At 46.5% G+C, this 20,034-nt stretch carries 17 protein-coding genes; 6 read left to right on the top strand and 11 right to left on the bottom strand.

All coding sequences use genetic code 11. The features are described 5' to 3' along the window. Positions 1-7: 7 nt before the first annotated feature. From N288_RS05845 to N288_RS05830, 4 genes are all read right to left on the bottom strand, one after another. Positions 8-1,126: a GAF domain-containing sensor histidine kinase gene (locus N288_RS05845; protein ID WP_022543533.1), complete on the bottom strand. Its 1,119-nt coding sequence runs from the start codon at positions 1,124-1,126 to the stop codon at positions 8-10. Between the two features lie 165 nt (positions 1,127-1,291). Next, positions 1,292-3,046, bottom strand: a complete 1,755-nt coding sequence (locus N288_RS05840; RefSeq protein WP_035403176.1) for a phospho-sugar mutase — start codon at positions 3,044-3,046, stop codon at positions 1,292-1,294. A 227-nt stretch (positions 3,047-3,273) separates the two neighbouring features. After that, on the bottom strand, positions 3,274-4,812 hold the full coding sequence (locus N288_RS05835; RefSeq protein ID WP_009795062.1) for a carbon-nitrogen hydrolase family protein: 1,539 nt from the start codon (positions 4,810-4,812) through the stop codon (positions 3,274-3,276). 48 nt (positions 4,813-4,860) lie between these two features. Continuing rightward, the gene (locus N288_RS05830; protein ID WP_009795061.1) at positions 4,861-5,409 is read right to left on the bottom strand and encodes a Rossmann-fold NAD(P)-binding domain-containing protein; all 549 of its coding nucleotides are present in this window, start codon (positions 5,407-5,409) and stop codon (positions 4,861-4,863) included. 236 nt (positions 5,410-5,645) lie between these two features. On the opposite strand from N288_RS05830, the gene N288_RS05825 reads away from it, so the two are divergent. Together N288_RS05825 and N288_RS05820 are read left to right on the top strand one after the other, a co-directional pair. Beyond that, positions 5,646-6,083: a disulfide oxidoreductase gene (locus N288_RS05825; RefSeq protein WP_009795060.1), complete on the top strand. Its 438-nt coding sequence runs from the start codon at positions 5,646-5,648 to the stop codon at positions 6,081-6,083. 1 nt (position 6,084) lies between these two features. Next, positions 6,085-6,555 (top strand): thioredoxin family protein, encoded by a 471-nt coding sequence (locus N288_RS05820; RefSeq protein WP_009795059.1) that lies wholly within the window; start codon positions 6,085-6,087, stop codon positions 6,553-6,555. Positions 6,556-7,085: 530 nt separating this feature from the next. Here the strand turns inward: N288_RS05820 and N288_RS05815 are convergent. Beyond that, positions 7,086-7,484: a YhcU family protein gene (locus tag N288_RS05815; protein WP_022543532.1), complete on the bottom strand. Its 399-nt coding sequence runs from the start codon at positions 7,482-7,484 to the stop codon at positions 7,086-7,088. Positions 7,485-7,874: 390 nt separating this feature from the next. Between N288_RS05815 and N288_RS05810 the strand changes: the two genes are divergently transcribed. Next, positions 7,875-8,732: an RluA family pseudouridine synthase gene (locus N288_RS05810; protein ID WP_009795057.1), complete on the top strand. Its 858-nt coding sequence runs from the start codon at positions 7,875-7,877 to the stop codon at positions 8,730-8,732. A 513-nt stretch (positions 8,733-9,245) separates the two neighbouring features. Here N288_RS05810 and N288_RS05805 read toward each other — a convergent pair. The 3 genes from N288_RS05805 to helD form a co-directional block, all read right to left on the bottom strand. Next, positions 9,246-9,503, bottom strand: coding sequence for a GlsB/YeaQ/YmgE family stress response membrane protein (locus N288_RS05805; protein WP_009795056.1), 258 nt, complete (start codon positions 9,501-9,503; stop codon positions 9,246-9,248). Positions 9,504-9,557: 54 nt separating this feature from the next. Beyond that, a complete protein-coding gene (locus N288_RS05800) occupies positions 9,558-10,079 on the bottom strand; it encodes a YtxH domain-containing protein (RefSeq protein ID WP_009795055.1) in 522 nt (173 codons plus the stop codon). Positions 10,080-10,447: 368 nt separating this feature from the next. Next, positions 10,448-12,706, bottom strand: a complete 2,259-nt coding sequence (gene helD / locus N288_RS05795) for an RNA polymerase recycling motor HelD (RefSeq protein ID WP_009795053.1) — start codon at positions 12,704-12,706, stop codon at positions 10,448-10,450. A 413-nt stretch (positions 12,707-13,119) separates the two neighbouring features. On the opposite strand from helD, the gene N288_RS05790 reads away from it, so the two are divergent. After that, on the top strand, positions 13,120-13,737 hold the full coding sequence (locus N288_RS05790) for a DUF47 domain-containing protein (protein ID WP_009795051.1): 618 nt from the start codon (positions 13,120-13,122) through the stop codon (positions 13,735-13,737). Between the two features lie 13 nt (positions 13,738-13,750). Continuing rightward, positions 13,751-14,749, top strand: a complete 999-nt coding sequence (locus N288_RS05785; protein ID WP_009795050.1) for an inorganic phosphate transporter — start codon at positions 13,751-13,753, stop codon at positions 14,747-14,749. Positions 14,750-14,796: 47 nt separating this feature from the next. Here the strand turns inward: N288_RS05785 and gntK are convergent, their stop codons facing one another. Next, positions 14,797-16,341 (bottom strand): gluconokinase, encoded by a 1,545-nt coding sequence (gene gntK / locus N288_RS05780; RefSeq protein WP_009795049.1) that lies wholly within the window; start codon positions 16,339-16,341, stop codon positions 14,797-14,799. A 157-nt stretch (positions 16,342-16,498) separates the two neighbouring features. Further along, positions 16,499-17,842 (bottom strand): GntP family permease, encoded by a 1,344-nt coding sequence (locus N288_RS05775; RefSeq protein ID WP_022543531.1) that lies wholly within the window; start codon positions 17,840-17,842, stop codon positions 16,499-16,501. A gap of 213 nt (positions 17,843-18,055) precedes the next feature. Between N288_RS05775 and N288_RS05770 the strand changes: the two genes are divergently transcribed. After that, positions 18,056-18,904 (top strand): MurR/RpiR family transcriptional regulator, encoded by an 849-nt coding sequence (locus tag N288_RS05770; RefSeq protein ID WP_009795046.1) that lies wholly within the window; start codon positions 18,056-18,058, stop codon positions 18,902-18,904. A 159-nt stretch (positions 18,905-19,063) separates the two neighbouring features. Here N288_RS05770 and gnd read toward each other — a convergent pair whose 3' ends face one another. Beyond that, positions 19,064-19,990 carry a phosphogluconate dehydrogenase (NAD(+)-dependent, decarboxylating) gene (gene gnd, locus N288_RS05765; protein ID WP_263625375.1) on the bottom strand — a complete coding sequence of 309 codons (927 nt, stop codon included), beginning with the start codon at positions 19,988-19,990 and terminating at the stop codon, positions 19,064-19,066. Between the last annotated feature and the right edge of the window lie 44 nt (positions 19,991-20,034).

Raw genomic sequence — 20,034 nt, 5'->3', positions numbered from 1 at the left:
ATCCCCCTTAAATTGGTATGCTTATCTGTATTTCTGTCCCTTTGCCTGGCGCAGTTTTGATAGAGAAACTGCCGCTAAGCATTTCTGTCCTTGCCTTCATACTGTTCAGTCCCATAGTAGGCAGGCCTTTTCCTTTATGATAGTAGAATCCGCAGCCTGCATCCTTTATGATCATTGTGACTCTGCTGCTGTCTTTCTCCACAAAAAGCCGCACCATATCCTTGCCTGAGTGCTTCTTGCAGTTTCCGAAGGCTTCCTGCCCCATTCTCCACAATGCTTCTTCAATTTTCCCCGGGAGGGCAATGATTCCTTTTACTTCTGCCTCTACCTGTAGGCCGAGCATCTGGCCATAATTCTTCAGGGCGCTGACAAGCCCGTTCTCAAGGCCGCGCGGGCGAAGCTGCCAGATCAGTGCCCTCATCTCGCTGAGCGCCTCCTGGGCAAGATCTTGTATGTAAGAAAATGTTTCCTTCACTTCAGCCCCTTCGGCCATTTCCATCCCGCCCCTTGCCGTTAAATTCACAGAAAACAGCAGCTGATTGACAGAGTCATGCAAGTCTCTTGCAAGCCTGTTCCTCTCAGCCGTAAGAGCCAATTCCTGCTCCCTCTGGGTCAGGGCAATCCGTTTAAGGGCCGTGCCTATTTGAAACGCAACTGATTCCAACAATGCCAGCTCCCCATCAGAGAATCTGGTTTTATGAGGGGAGCCGATATTAAGAATGCCGAACCTCTCTTCCCCTGCCCTCAAGGGGACACTGGCATGGTGGGTCAGCCCATTCGTATCTCCGCGCCCCTCTTCAATCGCTTCTTCAATCCGCTTGCAGCCGATAATATTGGTCGCCTTATTCAGCTTGCCATTATTGAATCTGTCAACGCACCAGCAGCCTCCCTGGCACATTGGCGCATAGTGATTTAAGGACAAGGCCTGCGGAAGCCGCTCTTTTGCGGCAAGATGATATCCTCCTTCCCCATCAATCAGAAAGATCCAGCCTGTTTCCAGATTTGTCACTTCAAGCAGCTTCTTCAGCACTTCCGGCAAAACTGACTTTATATCCGTCCCCTCATTGAGAAGCTCTGCGATTCCTTTTAATATTTTCACTTCAGAAAGCCGGTCTTCCATGGTCATAGTCGTGCCTCCCATTTTTACTCTCTTTATTATAAAGCTTTGTGAACAGTTCGGCCTTCGCATTTTGGATGAGAAGCGTCTGCGGCTAAAGTTGCAGCTTCTTTATTAAAAATGCGCAGAAGAAAAGGCGGATTCTGCTCTGCAGAACGGCCGCCTTTTCTTTGGTCAGGCCTTCTTGGCCTCTTCAAGCTTTTTCATTTTTTCATCAATCAGATTCATGAACTCGTTTTCAAGCTTTGCCAGCTTTTCCCTGCTCTCTTCCAGTCCTGTGCTGTTGACTCCGAAATAGAATTTGATCTTCGGCTCTGTTCCGGAAGGACGCAGGCAGATCCATGAACCGTCCTCAAAAAGATACTTGATGACATTGGACTTCGGCAGGCCGATTGGTTCTTCCTCGCCTGTGGCCGGCTTTGCAAGGCCTGTCAGATAATCCTCCATCCTCAGGACCTTCCATTCACCCAGGCTTTCAATCGGATCTCTTCGGAAGGAAGCCAGCGTTTCCTGGATCAGCTCGGCCCCCTGCTTCCCTTTAAGGGTGAGAGATCTGAGCCCTTCCAGATAATAGCCATATTCCTTGTAGATAGCCATCAGTGCATCGTACAGCGACATACCCTTTTTCTTGTAGAAAGCGCATGCTTCTGTCGCCAGAAGGGCAGCCTGGACGGCATCTTTATCACGGGCAAAATCGCCGATCAGATAGCCATAGCTCTCTTCGTAGCCGAACAGGAATTTGTAGCTGTTTTCTTTATAGAAAGCATTGATTTTCTCAGCGATGAATTTAAAGCCCGTAAGCACATCCATGACCTCTACATCATGGGACTCGGCAATTTTTGCACCCAGTTCCGATGTAACAATCGTTTTCAGCATCGCTCCATTGGAAGGAAGCGTTCCCTTTGCTTTCTTCTCGTTCAGAATATAGTGAAGCAGAATGGCGCCGGTCTGATTCCCGGTCAGAACGGTATATTCCCCTCTGTCATCCTTGACTGCGATTCCAAGCCTGTCTGCGTCAGGATCTGTTGCGATCAGAAGATCTGCCCCAACCTCATTGCCGAGCTTGATTGCGAGTTCAAATGCGGCATGCTCTTCCGGATTCGGGCTTTTGACAGTTGAGAAGCCCGGGTCCGGAACAGCCTGCTCCTCAACCGTATAAACATGCCTGTAATCCATTGCTGCCAGTATGTCCTGCACTGGCTTACCGGCGGTGCCATGCAGCGGGGTAAATACTACTTTTATGTCTGTTTCACTGCCGAGGGCCGGATTTTCAGAAATGGTTTTGAGCTTTTCCTGATAAGCCTGGTCCACTTCCTCCCCGATCATCGTAATGAGCCCCTGCTCCAGCAGAGTTTCTTCTTCAGCCGCCTCTATCAGCAGCTCATTTTCAATTTCATTGACTTTTTCTATGACGATGTCTGCGCTTTCAGGAGGCAGCTGTGCGCCATCCTCGCCGTATACCTTATAGCCATTATATTCAGGCGGGTTATGGCTTGCGGTGATCACAACACCGGCAAATGCCTGCAGATAGCGGACCGCAAAGGATAACTCAGGCGTTGGCCTCAAACCATTGAATACATAAGCACGGATTCCGCGCGTTGCCAGCGTTTTAGCCGTCTCCATTGCAAATTCCTTTGACATATAGCGCGAATCGTACGCGATTGCCGCGCCTCTTTTTTTAGCTTCTGCCCCGTATGTTTCAATATAGGAAGCAAGTCCGGCTGCTGCCTTCCTGACCGTATAGATGTTCATTCTGTTCGTGCCGGGGCCGATTTCTCCTCTCATGCCGCCTGTGCCGAATTCCAGATCTTTATAGAAGGCATCCTCCATCCTGCTGTCATCCAAGCGAAGCTCTGCCAGCTCCTGCTGCAGGCTGCTGTCCATATTTGCATATCCAAGCCATTTTTCCGCTTTTTGTTTCCAGTCCATCTCTTTACCTCCCGGCTGCCTCTCAACAGGCTGATTGCAGTAAAGCATCTGGCGCTCGTTCTGCTTTTCTGTTATGTACTTGTTCATCCCTTCACAGGGACTGTTTATTTTATACATTCTGCTGCGGCCCGCGAATTTCCTCCTGAAACCTTTCGAGCTTTCACGACAATTTTCCGCAATTATATTATATAGAAAAAGGCCTGCCAGTGAAAGGCAGGCTGCTGATGTTATTTTTTGTAATGAATCTTATAGATATCATGGCGCCGGTCCTTCAGCTGGCGGACTGTCCCGTCCTGGCGCTGGCGCCTGAGGATTTCAAGGTCCACGTCCCCGATCAGCACCATTTCGATATTGGGATTGGTCTCTCCGACGATGCCATCCCTTGCAAACTCAAAGTCTGACGGCGCAAAAATGCCTGACTGCGCATATTGGATATCCATATTTTCCGTTTGCGGCAAGTTCCCGACCGTTCCCGAAATGACCGTATAGATTTGATTTTCGACCGCTCTTGCCTGTGCACAGTACTTGACACGCAGATAGCCTTGGCGGTCTTCTGTACAAAACGGGGTAAAAATAATCTTTGCGCCTTTATCTGCTGCGATCCTGGCAAGCTCAGGGAATTCAATATCATAGCAGATCTGGATCGCAATCCTTCCGCAGTCTGTATCGAATACCTTCACTTCATCCCCGCGGCTGATCCCCCACCATTTACGCTCATTCGGGGTGATATGGAGCTTATATTGCTTTTCAATCGTGCCATCTCTCCGGAAAAGATAGGCAATATTGTAGATTTCATCATCATCCTCTTTGACGAAATGGGAGCCGCCGATGATATTGACATTATATCTGACAGCCAGATCGGTAAACAGCTCGATATATTCTTCTGTGTACTCTGTAACCCTCCGCACTGCAAGGCTGGGTGACTTTTCATCAAGGAATGACATCAGCTGCGTGGTGAATATCTCAGGGAAAACCGCAAAATCGGCCCCTGCATCTGAGGCGACGTCTGTAAAATATTCCACCTGGTTTGCAAAATCATCAAATGAACTGATTTGCCTCATCATGTACTGAACCACACAAATCCTTACTGGATAGCTTGTTTTATAGAATCTTTTCGTTGTTGGCAGGTAGTCGACATTATTCCATTCCATCAGGGTCGCATATTTGTTGGACTGGACATCATCCGGCAAATAATTAGGATTGATCCGCATGAGAGTGAACTCATTCAGGAGCTGGAATGAGAGGACCGGATCATAAATTTTATGGCGGGATACCTCGCTTACATACTCGCGCGGGCTCATTTCCCCGGCATATTTATGATAGTTCGGGATCCTGCCGCCAATGATGATGCTTTTCAGGTTCATCTGCCGCACCAGTTCTTTCCGTGCCTCATACAGGCGGTAGCCGATTTTCATGCGCCGGAAATCGGGGTGCACCATTACTTCAATGCCGTATAAATTATACCCATCCTGATTATGGTTCGTAATATAGCCATTATCCGTCACATCGCTCCACGAATGCCTGTCATCATATTCATCGAAATTGATGATCAGGCTGGAACAGGACCCGATGATATCGCCATCATATTCTGCGACAAACTGGCCCTCCGGGAAGACTTCCAGATGGCTCTCCAGATGCTCCCGCTTCCACGGATCCATCCCGGGAAAGCATAGCTCCTGCAGGGCTATGATTTTATCAATATCTTCAGCCCTTGTATTGCGTATGATCATTTTCTTCTCAAATTTACTCAAATCCAATTTTGACATACTGTCTGCATCTCCTCTTATTCGCGCTGCATGTTAATGGCATTTACACTATGAGGGCCTTTTCTCCCAAGGCTCCGTCACGCCCGCTGTGAATAAGGAGGCTTTCAGGCTGATTGCCTTCAGCACCCCCTCAGAAATTTCCTCATGGGTAAGCCATCTGGCCTTTTCCCCTTCAAAACAGAATCCAAGAATAATCCTCATCCACTTGAGAGAGGAAGTTTCCAGGCCTTTGAAAGGCTCCCTCGAAGCATGGCTGCCTTTAATCTCATACAGCTCTGTAAACTTGTCATCTTTCGCTATGTACTGCAAAAGCCACTGGAAGCTGTCCGAAGCATTGCTTCTCATCCAAACGGCGGCCAAATCGAACGTCCCCCGGTCCAGAACAGCTTGGATCAAGCCTTCCTGGAACTGGACGGGACTGTAATAGTCTGCTTGTATAAAAGATACGTCTCCAGGTACAGAAATTTCTTCCATCATTTTTAAAAAATGATCATGGCTTCTGCCCATTGCACTGACATGGAATCCTTCTTTGCAGAGCGATTCAATCACTCTTTTTAACATACCCGTTCCGCCAATGACTAACGCATGTTTTTTCATATTAATACTCCTTTTACAGATAGGATAATATTAGGACTGATGCTCGCCCCTGTATCAATGGTAGAATGAAAGAAGGAATTTCCGGCTGCCGTTAACAGCTTATGCCTGCACATCTTCACTCATGCTGTCCTGAACACTGCAAAAATGTGAAGATTAGGTGTCTTTAATTCAAGGGAATTTACAAGTCCGGAGAATCTCTTTATAATTTCACCATAAACCAATTAAAGGAGAAGCATATGGATAAGCCAAAACAAGATCCGAGGGAAAACCTTTTATTCCTTTCCTGGGCAGCCTCCATCCTGGCGATGTTCGGAAGCCTCTATTTTTCTGAAGTCCGCCATTATGAGCCCTGCGCACTCTGCTGGTACCAGCGCATCGCCATGTACCCCCTCGCCGTCATACTCGGGATCGCTGTGATTAAAAAAGACTTTAAAATCAGCTTTTATACAATGATCCTCTCCGCTGCCGGTGCATGCATATCTATTTATCATTATTCTATACAGAAGGTCTCATTCCTTGGCGAAAATGCCCTTTCCTGCGGCAGGGTCCCTTGCACAGGGCAATATATCAACTGGCTGGGATTCATTACGATTCCCCTGCTTGCGCTTACAGCTTTTATCATTATCTTTATAACAAGCTTGATCATCTGGAAAAAAACAAAGGAGGCAGTGTGATTTGAAGAAAGTCATTATATTTTTAGTTATTATCATAGCACTATTTGCAGGTGTGGCAGTGCTCACCAGTATGCAGAATAAAGAAAAGGTATCCGGCAATAACCCATACGGAACAGAGAATCTGAAGTCTGAAACAATCGACCAGCTCGATGATCCGAACTACCAGAACATTATTCTCCCGGATGAACTGGAGAAAAAGCTTGAAGCAGGAGAAGACGCAACCGTCTACTTCTTCAGCCCTACATGCCCGCACTGCCAAAGGACAACCCCTGTTGTCGCCCCGCTGGCAGATGAAATGGGAGTCGACCTTGTACAATTCAACCTGTGGGAATTCGAAAACGGCTGGGACAACTACAACATAAACGAAACACCAACAATCGTCCAATACAAAGACGGCAAAGAAACAAACAGAATCACAGGCTCACAAGACAAAGAAGTATTCGAAGAATGGTTTAACGAGAATTCTAAATAAGAAAAAACGGGAAGGATCGCTCCTTCCCGTTTTTACGTTGTATATCAAAAAGACCTTAAAATTTTTTGTTAATAAACAAGCCCCTACTCGTAACATCGCAGGTTAATCCGGCCGGAATGTCTGCAGTTACAGACATTCCCGAATCAGAGCTGCATTACGGAAGGAGCTGGTTGTTATGCAGGATGTCCAACAATTAGCAGGTTTATACCTCTTAAGACTTTATTTATCTAGTGCTCCTGAAAAAGAGATTGAAACGAATCTTTAGTCCCGATTATTGGTTTTGCAGAAATGTACCAAAGTTTAAAAAGACCTGTTGGTTGGAGTGGAGGGCACGCAGACTCCTGCGGGAAATAGCGGCAAAGCTGAGACCACGCAGGAGCTTGCTCTGAGGAGGCTCAGCGCCGCCCCACGGAAAGCGAAGTGCCCGGAACGGAAACCAACAGCTCCATATTAAATAAAACACTATAAAAAAACAGGAAGAAGCACCCCCGCTCCTTCCCGTTCTTCAAACTCACTACTTCTGCCCCATTTTAAACCAAAAGCTCATTCGCCGCTTTCGTATACACACTAAACATATCACCCTTCAGCTCTTTTGCATCAATAAAAGAGCTAAAGCCGAAAGGAAAGAATAATCCGAAATCTTTCAGGATATGTACATTCTTCTGAAAGATGCCCTCATATCGGTTTTCCGGATCAGAAGATTCCAGGATAGAAATCAGCGTCTGCAGGCTGGCGATCACCTGAAATGCTTCCTTCAAAGTCCCGAAATATTCAAAATGCCTGGTAGAAGTATGCAGCACCTTCAGCTTTTCAAACTCTTTAATATCCTCATCTGAAAAATAAGCAGGAAAAATAGATGTATAAAAATAATCTACCAGTTCCCTGATCCTCTCTTCCTGGTTAGGAGTCGATGCAAAAACTACTTTCACTGAAAACCCACCTTTGTAATCCTTGTAATCATTTCGTAACATATAATCCTAGAATAACATATCAGCCGAATCTCTAAGGGTGGTAATTATACCCATAGAGACGGCATTTTTTTACATAGCGTAGGAAATCACGAATAAAGAAACCGCTTTTTTTTACATAAAAATATGTCTTTTGGCTTACCCGCTTACAATTATACAATATTGGAGCATACTGGGGAGATATGAATCGGCTGCCGGCATCCATTGCATGGAAACATTTTTCATGTATGATTTATATGTGAATTAACGGCTTACTATTATAGGAAAATACTGGCTGAAGGAGGGCTTTGTATCATTACGAAGAAAAAAGGTGAATGGTTTGAAATTATAATCCCCAGCCACTGGGAGGGCATGACGCTTGAGGAGCTTCTCCGCAGCCGCTGGAAGGCCCCTAAAAAGCAAATCCATTTGATGAGAATGGAAAAAAGCATATTAGTGGACGGCTCAGCTCCTGCCTGGACATCACCGCTTATTGAAGGCAGCAGGCTGGGGCTAAAGCTTTTTGCTGAAGAAGATTTCGGCGTAAAGCCTGCATACCATGAAATTGACGTGCTGTATGAGGATGATCATATGCTGATTCTCAACAAGCCTGCCGGCATGGATACTCACCCCAATGAGCCGATGCAGGAAGACACGCTTGCCAACGCAGCTGCCTTTCATCTCCTGGCCAAAGGGGAGTACCGCCAGGTCAAGCACATCCACCGCCTTGATAAAGATACAACCGGTGCTGTATTGTTCGCCAAGCATGCACTTGCAGGAGGCATGCTTGATCAGCTTCTTAAGGAAAGAAAAATCAAGCGGACCTATATCGCCATGGCGGACGGGGTCATTAAACAAAAAAAAGGGGTGATCCGCAAGCCCATTGGGCGGGACAGGCATCACCCTACAAGAAGGCGGGTTTCCCCAGGCGGTCAGGATGCGGTCACTCATTATGAAGTTGCTGCAATATTTCCAAGAGAGCAGCAGACCCTTGTGTCCTGCCGGCTGGAAACAGGAAGGACCCATCAGATCAGGGTCCACTTCAGTGATATGGGCCACCCATTGACTGGGGACAGATTGTATGGCGGCAGCCCGGCCTTTCCGCGGCAGGCCCTTCATGCTGCCAAGCTGGAGGTTCCGCATCCCTTTACAGAGGAAGCAGTGGTCTGTTACGCACCTGTAACTGACTGCCCGGAAATGTTCAGAGGCTTTCAGCCGGAGGAGCTTTAAATCTTTCTGCAGAAGCAAATGAAGGATTCATGCTGAGCCACCTGAGACCCTCTTTACTGCAAAAAGCCTTACAGAGGGTTCTAGTCCAGCTGACTAAGACCCTCTGGACTTTTAAAAGCCACACAGAGGGCTCTAGTCCAGCTGACTAAGACCCTCTGGACTCTTAATAGCCACACAGAGGGCTCTAGTCCAGCTGACTAAGGCCCTCTAGACTCTTAATTGCCTTACAGAGGGTTCTAGTCCAGCTGACTAAGGCCCTCTAGACTCTTAATTGCCTTACAGAGGGCTCTAGTCCAGCTGACTAAGACCCTCTGAACTCTTAATATCCCTGCAGAGGGTTCCTGTCATGCCGACTATCACCCTCCATCCCCTAAAACTCAAACAGATGACTCCAGCTGAATAAACTCAGACCCTCTATCCACCTAAAAAACCAAACAAAAGATTCCACTACACCCTAGTGAAACAAATAGATAATCAAACACAAAAAAGCCCCTAAAAAGGGGCTTTCTTGTATTAGTCTGCTTTACGCATACCTTTCATGATCAAGCTTAGTACAAATACCAGAACAACAGCACCGATAATGGCAGGGATAATAGCAAAGTCAGCTACGACAGGACCCCAGTCGCCAAGAATCAATGTACCTAACCAAGCTCCAACGAAACCTGCGATAATATTACCGATTACGCCGCCCGGAATGTCTCTTCCTACGATCATGCCGGCAATCCACCCGATGATTCCACCAATAATTAATGCCCAAAGAAAACTTAACATAATTTCTCACTCCTAATTAGTTTTTTGTTTTGCAGAATTAAGTTTATAAAAGCATCAGCTGTTGCCAGCTGGCTCTAACAGATTGACTGGCGCAAAGCCTTCTTCATCTCCGGCCTTTACCGCCACTTTTACACGGACCGGATCACGGTCCAGCACTTCAAGTTCGGTTCCTTTTTCTACAAGCAGCGCATCCTTTTCTTCTTCCAGCTGTTTGATTCCATCATAATCATTGATCTGGATGAAATCGTAGAGACTGTCATAGGCTTCTGGGGTCGCAGCGAGGTAAAAATCCTCCTCCGCTTTAACAGTATCCCCTTTTTCGACCATTTCTTGCTTAACAGTTTCTTTGCCTTCCTCTAATGCACCTTTAATCTTATCAATCGTATCAGGCGCATTTTCTTTAACATCATCAGCAGCCTCTTCGGTCTTCTCTTTGGCAGATTGAGCAACTTCCTCAGCTGACTGTTCCAGTTCATCAGCCGCCTGATTCAGTTCCTGCTCAGCTTCCTGCCCGTTGCTGCAGCCTATAAGAAATATTAAGATGGCAATAATCGGTACCGAATAGAGTTTTTTCAATCATCACCCTCCTTTTCGGTTTGTTGTTTGCTGCTTGTACAAATAAATTACCCCAGCTTCAAAATCTAAAACATGCGTCTTCTTTCCTTTATTTGCTAGGGTGAATTTTTACACAGCGGGAAAACAAGAAAGTTGGTCTTGTCTCTGCGCCAAAATGTTCTAGAAAAACCGAAAGCGGCTGCTCCCGCTGCAGCCGCCCATTTTATATAAACGGCTTCCGCCGATATTGTAATTATCTTCTTACCCTGGAAAACTTGTCCAAAACTGATTTTCTGCAAAGATTTTTTCTAAAACAAGCCCAATTTTCCATCAGCAGAATTTGTGCCTAACAAAAAAGAATCCTGTTCAACAGGATTCTTCTGCACGCTTTATTCTTCAAGCAGGAAATCGGCCTTCTCCCCTCCGTAAAAGTACAGCCGGTGGAGCGGCCTGGTCATTCCCACATATAGAAGCTTAATATCGATTTCTGAAGATGCATCATATTTTTCATGTATCGAAACAATGAATACTGCATCAAATTCCAGTCCTTTGGATAGATAGGAAGGGACAATTACGATTTCATCCTTCGGAATGCTTTCCCGTTCTGCAAGCAGACGGACTTTTTCATCAGTCTCTTCCTTGAAATAATCGAATAAAGTCTGGCAGTCCTTCATTGTTTTACCGATGACAGCAAAGTTCTTTAGCTGTTCTTCCCGCAGCTCCTTTACCTTTTCTGCAATTTGCCGCGCGAGCACGGCTCCTTCTTCTCTTTCTATAAAAGACGGGCTCTCACCATGCCTGACAACAGGTTCCACCTGCGGAAAGGAGTAGGGCAGGAGCTTCAGCAGGCGGTTTGCTTTTTCCATGATTTCTATTGTCGTCCGATAGCTTTTCTGCAGCTCAGTATAGGTAGCACGCGGGAATATCTCGGTGACGACCGGTTCCCAAGCCTTTAGCCCCCGATAAGAGTGGATTCCCTGAGCGAGATCTCCCACCAGCGTAAACATATCTGTATCACAGGCCTTTTTTAAAGCATATATCTCCATATAGCTGTAATCCTGGGCTTCATCTATGACAATATTTTTTGCCTTTAAATCTTTATCAACCCCGTAAAGCTCTGTCTGCAGATACAGAAGGGCAGCCAGATCTTCCCGTTCAACCTTCTTCTTGGAGAGAATGGAAAGTGAGTAGCTGCATAATTCTTCTGCTTCGCCTTTTGTCAGTTCATTCCCTGAAAAACGGACGATCCTTGACGGATCCTCGAAAAGCTCACGATAGTAATCCAGCGCCTTCTTTTTCGGAAACTGCTTCATATAGTCGGGCACAGCCCTTCTGATGCTCTTTTGGACCTCCTCCAGCCGCCCGGCTTTTTGATCAAGGGCATGCGAGACATATTCCCTTCTTTTATCCTGATCCTTGCCGCGGTATATGGCCCTGTCAATCCGGTCATCATAGTAGGCTTCAATTTTGGCGAGGATATTCTTTTTCTTCCTTTTCAAATCGCCTTGAAGGATGCTCTTAAGCTTTTCAAGCCTCCGGAAATAGGGAAGATAATGATAATCTTCATGAAAAAGCCTGATGAATTTCTTTCTGCTGAACAGGCGGAACTTATCCGCCATAAAGTCGTCAGAAGGATAAAAGGTATAAGAGATACTCTTTAAGTACTGATCTAAAACGGTCTTGAACACCCGGGATCCCTTGATTTCTGAAACTCTGAGCCCGAATCCTTCTTCTTTTTCTTCAAGAAGCTGGATGAGCTTCCTGTCCTCTGCAATGGAGAAATTTCCGGATAGGCACTGCAGGACATACTCGGGAAACGTTGTCTGCCTGACTCTTTCCACACCTAGCTCAGGCAATGCTTCTGATATGTAGTCTATGAACAGCTGGCTCGGAGCCAGGATCATCAGCTGCTCCGGCAGGAAATTCTCTTTGTACTGATAGATGAAATAACTGATTCGGTGGAGGGCGATGGTTGTCTTTCCGCTTCCCGCTGCTCCCTGGACGATGATGGGCTTGTTCAGATCAGCCCTGATGATGCGGTTTTGCTCTTCCTGGATCGTTGAAATAATTTCAGTCAGCCGGCTGCTGGAGCTTTTGGCGAGGGAATCCTGAAGCAGTTCGTCGGTAGTGGTTAGATCGATGTCCCGGATTTCCTCCAGAATGCCATCCTCAATCATTAGCTGTCTTTTTAATGTCAGCTGGCCATCATAATTTTCACCGTAGGCCTCATATTCGACCCTTCCAAGCCTGCCTTCATAATAGAGATTGGCAATCGGGGACCTCCAGTCCACGATAATCTGCTCCTGGTTTTCCCTGGAATAGAGCGAGGTTTTTCCAATATACAGACTCTCCTTCTCTTCCTGGCCTTTATGCTGGTAATCAAGCCGGGCAAAATAAGGCTTTGGATGGGCATTTCGAAGGCTTGACAGCTCATCTTTGGACATTTCAAAAAAACGGGCGTTTGTCAAAATGGAGGAATAGCTTAAGCTTGATTCGAGCCAGTCCGTGTCCTGAAAGGCTTCTTTCATATTTTCCTTGAACTGGTCTTTGCTGGATTCAGCTGTTTTAATGACAGCCTCCATATATTTTCTGGTAAAATCGAGCCGTTCACTTTCCTTCTGATAATCGGGATGCTGGTCTGATGTCATATGTTTCTCCTTTCATTCCAATTCAGCCGCTTGAGAAAGAAGTTTATATGGGCTTGTAAGGAGCAGAAAGTTATATTATCAGAAAAGTCAACCACTTACAACACCTTTCTGTTTCAGCTGGAAAAAATGTAAATTCTCAGGATACTACCATATAAATTCTCAGCCAGTATAGTATTTATATTAAGTTTTTGTAAATTTTGAGCGAAATGCTACCTTATTCGACAAATTTCATATAAAATATTTTCGTTTGGGGGATTTTTTGCTGGAGCTGAGGCAGGGAATCGCCACAAATTTTGGATGAAAGAGCTTCTTTAGCGGGATAGCGGGTATACTATGTAACTAACCGGAACAGCAATTTGCCATCCGCTTAAGCAGCTTTTGGTTCTAGGCATTTAACAAATGGGGGTTTAAATATGGTTTTCAAGAAGAAGGACAAGTTTGCAATTTTGTTGAGCAGCATCTCTTCCAACGTAAAAGAGGGAGCTCACTATTTTGCCGATTACAAATTGAAAAACGTCAGTGATCTGAAGATTTTTTCCGAAACGATGAAAGAGTATGAAACAAAAGGCGACACATTTGTCCACGAGGTCATCAAAGAACTTAATAATGCTTTTATCACTCCGATCGAGCGTGAAGATATCCTCCACCTTGCGATGAGCATGGATGATGTCCTTGATGGGATTGAACATTGTGCTGCCTTGTTTGAGATGTACTCGATTACACAGGCAGACGATTATATGCTTAAATTTGTTGATGCCATCCGCAGCTGTTCATTGGAAATCGAAAAGGCCGTAGAGCTGCTTTCAACCAAAAAGCTTCTTGATATCAGAGAGCATGCCATCAAAATCAAGGATTACGAATCAAAATGTGACGGGGTCCTGCGCCAGTCCATCAAGCACTTATTTTCAGTTGAAAAAGATCCGATCCGCATCATTCAATATAAAGAAATTTATGAAAACCTGGAAGACATCGCTGACAGCTGCCAGAATGTCGCCAACACTCTAGAAACCATCATCATGAAGAATGCGTAAGGAGCTTTCATAAATGGATTCCATATTCATCATAACCATACTGATTGTCATAGGGGCATTGGCCTTCGACTTTATTAACGGCTTCCATGATACAGCCAACGCCATTGCTACAGCCGTCTCAACGAAAGCACTGAAGCCAAGGCATGCCATTATTCTTGCCGCCACGATGAACTTTGTCGGGGCTATGACCTTTACAGGAGTAGCCAAGACCATTACAAAAGATATTGTTGATCCCTTCACTCTGCAGAACGGATCAATTGTCATCCTGGCAGCATTAATTGCTGCGATCTTTTGGAATTTGCTCACTTGGTATTACGGAATTCCGAGCAGTTCATCTCATGCGATTATCGGCTCCATTGCAGGCGCTGCGATAGCAGCAGCAGGATTCCAGGCCCTTAATTACGGGGGCTTCATGAAAATCATCCAGGCGCTGATTTTCTCTCCGCTCATCGCATTTGTTGTTGGATTCATCGTATATAGCATTTTTAAAATTGTTTTTAAACACAATAACCTGACAAAAACAAACAGGAATTTCCGCCTGTTCCAGATTTTCACTGCTGCCCTGCAGTCATACACACATGGTACGAACGATGCCCAGAAAGCAATGGGGATCATTACAATGGCGCTCATTGCCAATAACTATGTCACAACTGATGATATCCCGTTCTGGGTCCAGTTCTCCTGTGCCTTGGCAATGGGGCTTGGTACTTCTGTCGGCGGCTGGAAAATCATCAAGACTGTCGGCGGCAAGATCATGAAAATTCGCCCTATCAACGGTGTTGCAGCTGATTTGACCGGCGCAGCCATCATCTTCGGTGCAACGGCAATACACCTGCCGGTCAGTACAACCCATGTCATTTCTTCTTCCATTCTTGGAGTGGGATCAGCCCACCGCCTAAAAGGCGTTAAATGGGGCACGGCACAGCGGATGCTGATCACCTGGGTCATCACCCTGCCGATTTCCGCTACGATTGCAGGTCTTGTGTACTTATTGCTGAATGCAATTTTCTAAACAAACAGCAAAAAAGCTATTGGAGCCAATCTCCAATAGCTTTTTTTTCATCCCAGATGCTTTTTCTGGAAGCGGGCTATGTTCTCATATTCGCCTTCAAGTGCTCTGGATAGGCGGATGAAGACCGGCAGCAGCTCCTGGTAAACAGCTGCATTCTCTGGATTCGGCTTATGGCTGAAGGTATCCCCCACCATGCCTGACACAATGCTCAGATCCTCGATTTCACCGACGGCATACAAGCCCAGGATGGCAGCGCCCAGGCAGGAGCTTTCATAGCTCTCAGGCACGACGACCTCCTGATTGAAAATATCAGCCATCATCTGCCTCCACAGCTCAGATCTTGCAAATCCGCCTGTCGCCTGGATTTTCTTCGGCTCCCCGATCAGTTCCTCCAGGGCCAGCAGGACGGTGAACAGATTATAAATAACCCCCTCAAGAACAGAGCGGATCATATGCTCTTTTTTATGGTGAAGACTGAGTCCGAAAAACGAACCTCTTGCATTGCTGTTCCATAACGGTGCTCTTTCGCCTGTCATATATGGATGGAAGATAAGGCCGTCCGCGCCGGGGCGGACCGCAGCCGCAATCTTTGTCAGCACATCATAGGCATCCATTCCCAGCCTCTTGGCAGTCTCCACCTCGGAGGCAGCAAGTTCGTCCCGGACCCAGCGGAAAATCATGCCGCCATTATTGACCGGTCCTCCTATCACCCAATGCTTTTCAGTGAGCGCATAGCAGAAAATCCTTCCTTTCGGATCTGTTACAGGCCTATCGGTCACAGCCCGGATGGCCCCGCTTGTTCCGATTGTAACAGCTACGACGCCTGGATCGATCGCGTTGACTCCAAGATTTGATAGTACCCCGTCGCTCGCTCCCACTACAAAAGGCACCGAGGCATCAAGTCCTGTCAGCTTCTGATATTCCTCTTTCAGGCCTTTCAGAGTATAGGTTGTCGGGACCGGCTCTGAAAGCTTATCCCCCTGAATTCCGGCTACCTCCAGCGCTTCAGCATCCCACGACAGATCTTTTAGATTGAACATGCCTGTTGCAGACGCAATGGAATAATCGACAATATACTCGCCAAAGAATTTGAAGAATACATATTCCTTGATTGAGATAAATTTCGCCGCCTGATTATAGATTTCTTTCTCCTCATTTTTCATCCAGAGCAGTTTGGATAATGGTGACATAGGATGGATAGGTGTACCTGTCCTCAAGTAGATTTCATGGCCGTTCAGGTTGCGTTTGATTTTCTCGGCCCATCCGGCGCTCCTGTTATCCGCCCATGTGATGCTTTTGGTCAGGGGTATCCCATCCCCATCCACAGCAATGAGGCTGTGCATGGCAGAACTGAAGCTCACGCACAGCAGGTCTGCTGAACTGATGCCCCCTTCTTCCATGCAGGCTTTTAGGGTGCCGGCCACAGCTGCCAGGATGATATCCGGATCCTGCTCTGCAGCCGAGGGGCTTGGCGTATGTAAAGGATAGCCGATGGAATGCTTGGCAGCCACCTTGCCTTCTTTATTAAAAAGGACAGACTTTGTGCTCGTCGTCCCGATGTCCACTCCTAGCATATATTTTTCAGCTGTCATATGAACCTCTCCAATCTTTTAAAGCTCTCTTTTTAAGTTTACAACGAATCAAAAATAACATACACCGATATGGATTCCCTTCCGGGGCAGCATGTCCGGAAAGCAGAAGAAGGAAGCGCTCCCGCTCCCTTTTTCCTTTATATTTATCTGCCTCTGGTTAAGAAATGAAGAATCCGATTATAAATACAACCAGGAATCCGACAATGGCAATCAAGCTTTCCATGACAGTCCAGGACTTCAGCGTGTCCTTAACATCAAGGCCGAAGTAGCGGTTAACAAGCCAGAACCCTGAGTCGTTGACATGCGAGAAAATGGTTGCGCCTGCCGCGATAGAGATTACAATCAATCCAAGGACCGGTCCTTCCAGTCCCATGATTTCAATAAGCGGGGCAATAAGGCCTGCCGCTGTTACCATCGCTACCGTTGCCGAACCCTGGGCCACACGCACAAATGTAGCAATCAGGAATGCGAGCAGGATCGGCGGCAGTGATGAAGAAGCCATCATATCCCCAAGAACCTGTCCAACGCCTGAATCAATCAGAACCTGTTTGAAGACACCGCCGGCACCGGTTACAAGGATGATGATCCCGGCTGGCTCAAGAGATTTTGTCGCAATATCCTGTACCTCCTGACGGGAGTAGCCGCGCTTCGTCCCAAGGAAATAGAATGCCAGCAGTGTAGCCAGCGTCAGAGCAACAAATGGATGTCCCATGAAAGTGAATACGGCACGCAAGCCGTTCCCTTCATCAAGTACAACACCGGACACTGTATTAATTAAAATCAGTACAAGCGGGATGAAGATGATGCTTGCAATCATTCCAAAGCTTGGAAGTTCCCTATCATATTCTTTTTCTTCAATATTCATATATTCCGGAATGGTGACATGAATCCTTTTGGCAATAAATTTACCGAACAGCGGACCAGCGATGATCATGGAAGGTATACCTGCTAAAATACCAAACAGGATCACCCAGCCCAAGTCTGCACCAATCAGGTCAGCTACCGCGATTGGGCCCGGAGTGGGCGGAATGAAGCTGTGTGTGACAGCCAATCCGGCCAGCAGCGGTATCCCGTAGTATAGAAGGGATTTACCAGTTTTCTTGGCCAGCCCGTAGACAATCGGCACAAGGATAATGAAGCCGACATCAAAGAATACTGGTATGGCTACAATGAAGCCCGTGATGCCCAGGGCCCACTGTGCTTTATCTTCCCCGAATTTCTTGATCATCGTCTGTGCCAGGCGCTCAGCACCGCCGGAAACCTCGAGCATCCGGCCGAACATAGCCCCGAGCCCGACTACGACAGCCACAAACCCGAGGGTTCCCCCCATGCCATTCTGGACAGATTCGATGACGCCTCCAAGCGGCATTCCTGCAGCAATCCCTACAAGCAGGCTGACAAGGAGCAATGCGACGAAAGCATGGAGCTTGGTTTTCATTACAAGAAACAGCAGCAGGAAGATTCCTGCCATTGCTACTAAAATAAGCATTGAACCAGACATTTTTGTTCCTCCCCTATTAAACGCTTACATTTTGATTTCTAATAATTTGGCAGAATACGAAATAATTTTCTTCTTTATCTATTAACCAACGAAAAAAAATTCTTTCGCCTTATGTTTTTATTATATAAAATATTTTTCTAATTGCAACCGTTTTCAAAGAAAATTTTTTCTTTTATAATAGTACTATAGAAAAATTTGATAGGGAGTGCGTCAATGGAAACTCTTTATTGCTTTGCCCGCATTAAAACCCATTATTCCAAATTCAGTGATAAAGAAAAAAGAATTGCTGACTATATTTTGGACAACCCCGAAAAAATAGTCCACAGCTCCATCAATCAGCTGGCAGATGATTTAGGGATTGCAGATTCAACGGTTTTCCGCTTCTGCAAAAGGATTGGCTTCAAAGGCTATCAGGCGCTGAAAATAGCCCTTGCCTCTGAGATTGTCGCACCGATAAAGGATATCCATGAGACGATCCAGGAGGAGGATGACATTCTTACGGTCTCGGAAAAAGTGTTCCGCTCAAACATCAATACATTGGAGGATACCTTGAAGCTGATAAGAGGAGGCGCTTTTGAAATGGCTGTGGAAGCAATCCTGCAGGCGGAAAAGGTTGAGTTTTTCGGAAGCGGGGGCTCAGGAATCATTGCCCAGGATGCCTACCACAAATTCATCCGGACCGGACTTACCGTTCATGCCAACAGTGATTCCCATTTGCAGCTCATGTCAGCTTCCCAGCTTTCCGATAAAGATACGGCCGTGTTCATTTCCCATTCAGGGGCAACGAAGGATATGATCGGAGTGCTGAAGGTGGCCAAGGAAAACGGCGCCAGGACGATCAGCATCACCAACTTTGCCAAAACCCCGCTGACCCAGCAGGCCGACATCGCCCTTTACACGGTTGCTGAAGAAACAGACTACCGCTCAGAGGCCCTGTCATCCCGCATTGCCCAGCTGAGCATCATTGACGCCTTATATGTAAACGTCATGATCGCCCGCAAAGATGAAGGAAAGCAGGCACTTCGGAAAATGAGAAATGCCATCTCTTCAAAACGGATTTAACCTCGAAAATGAAAACGCTTTATATGCTGCGTATTTCAGGTACGGCTGTGAACATCAAAATTCACAGCATAACCAGCAAAAAAAAAAGACTGCAGACATTCAATTTTCATTGAATTTATCTGCAGTCTTCAGATCTTGCTTAGGCAGGATCATTTTTTATTATTCGCCGCTTTTTACGACCGCATGGCCGCCGAATTCATTCCTGAGTGCTGCCACTACCTTACCGTGGAATGTATCATCCTCAAGTGAGCGATAGCGCATGAACTGGGACATCGCAATAACCGGGGCAGACGCCTGGAAGTCAAGTGCTGCCTCTACTGTCCATTTGCCTTCGCCTGAAGAATTCATGACGCCTCTGATGCCTTCAAGCTTAGGATCTTTGCTGAACGCATTCTCCAGAAGCTCAGACAGCCATGAACGGATAACAGAACCATTATTCCATACACGCGATACTTCTTTGTAGTCATAGTCGAAATTGCTTTTTTCAAGAATTTCAAAGCCTTCGGCAAAAGCTTGCATCATTCCGTACTCAATGCCATTGTGGACCATTTTCAGGAAGTGGCCGCTGCCGCGCTTTCCAGAGTAAAGATAGCCGTTTGGAACAGAAATATCAGCAAACAGCTGCTCAACCTGGCTGAAAGCTTCTTTGTCGCCGCCAATCATCGTGCAGACGCCATGGCGTGCACCTTCCTGGCCGCCGCTTGTTCCGCAGTCGATATAATGGATGCCCTTCTCTGCCAGCTCATCTCCGCGGCGCAGAGTTTCCTTGTAGTTGGAGTTTCCGCCGTCAATGATGATATCTCCTTCTGTCAGCACGGCTGCTGCACTGCTCAGAACCTTTTCTGTGATGTCGCCAGCAGGCACCATCATCCAGATGACCTTAGGAGAAGGGAGCTTTGCTGCAAGCTCTTCTATCGAAGCTGCCGTCGCGACGCCTTCTGCCGAAATCTTTTCCATTGCTTCTGTATTTACATCATTAGCCACCACTTCATGGCCTTTGTCTCTCATATTAAGGGCAAGATTATATCCCATTTTGCCCAGTCCGATTATACCTAGCTTCACGTTTCTTCCTCCTATGTACAGCATAAGCCTTTGATTAAAATCCTTTTCAACTATAACATTTTATCTCC

It is taken from the genome of Bacillus infantis NRRL B-14911 (assembly GCF_000473245.1).
GTDB lineage: Bacteria > Bacillota > Bacilli > Bacillales > Cytobacillaceae > Bacillus_AB > Bacillus_AB infantis.
This window is presented reverse-complemented; position numbering and strand designations above follow the sequence as displayed.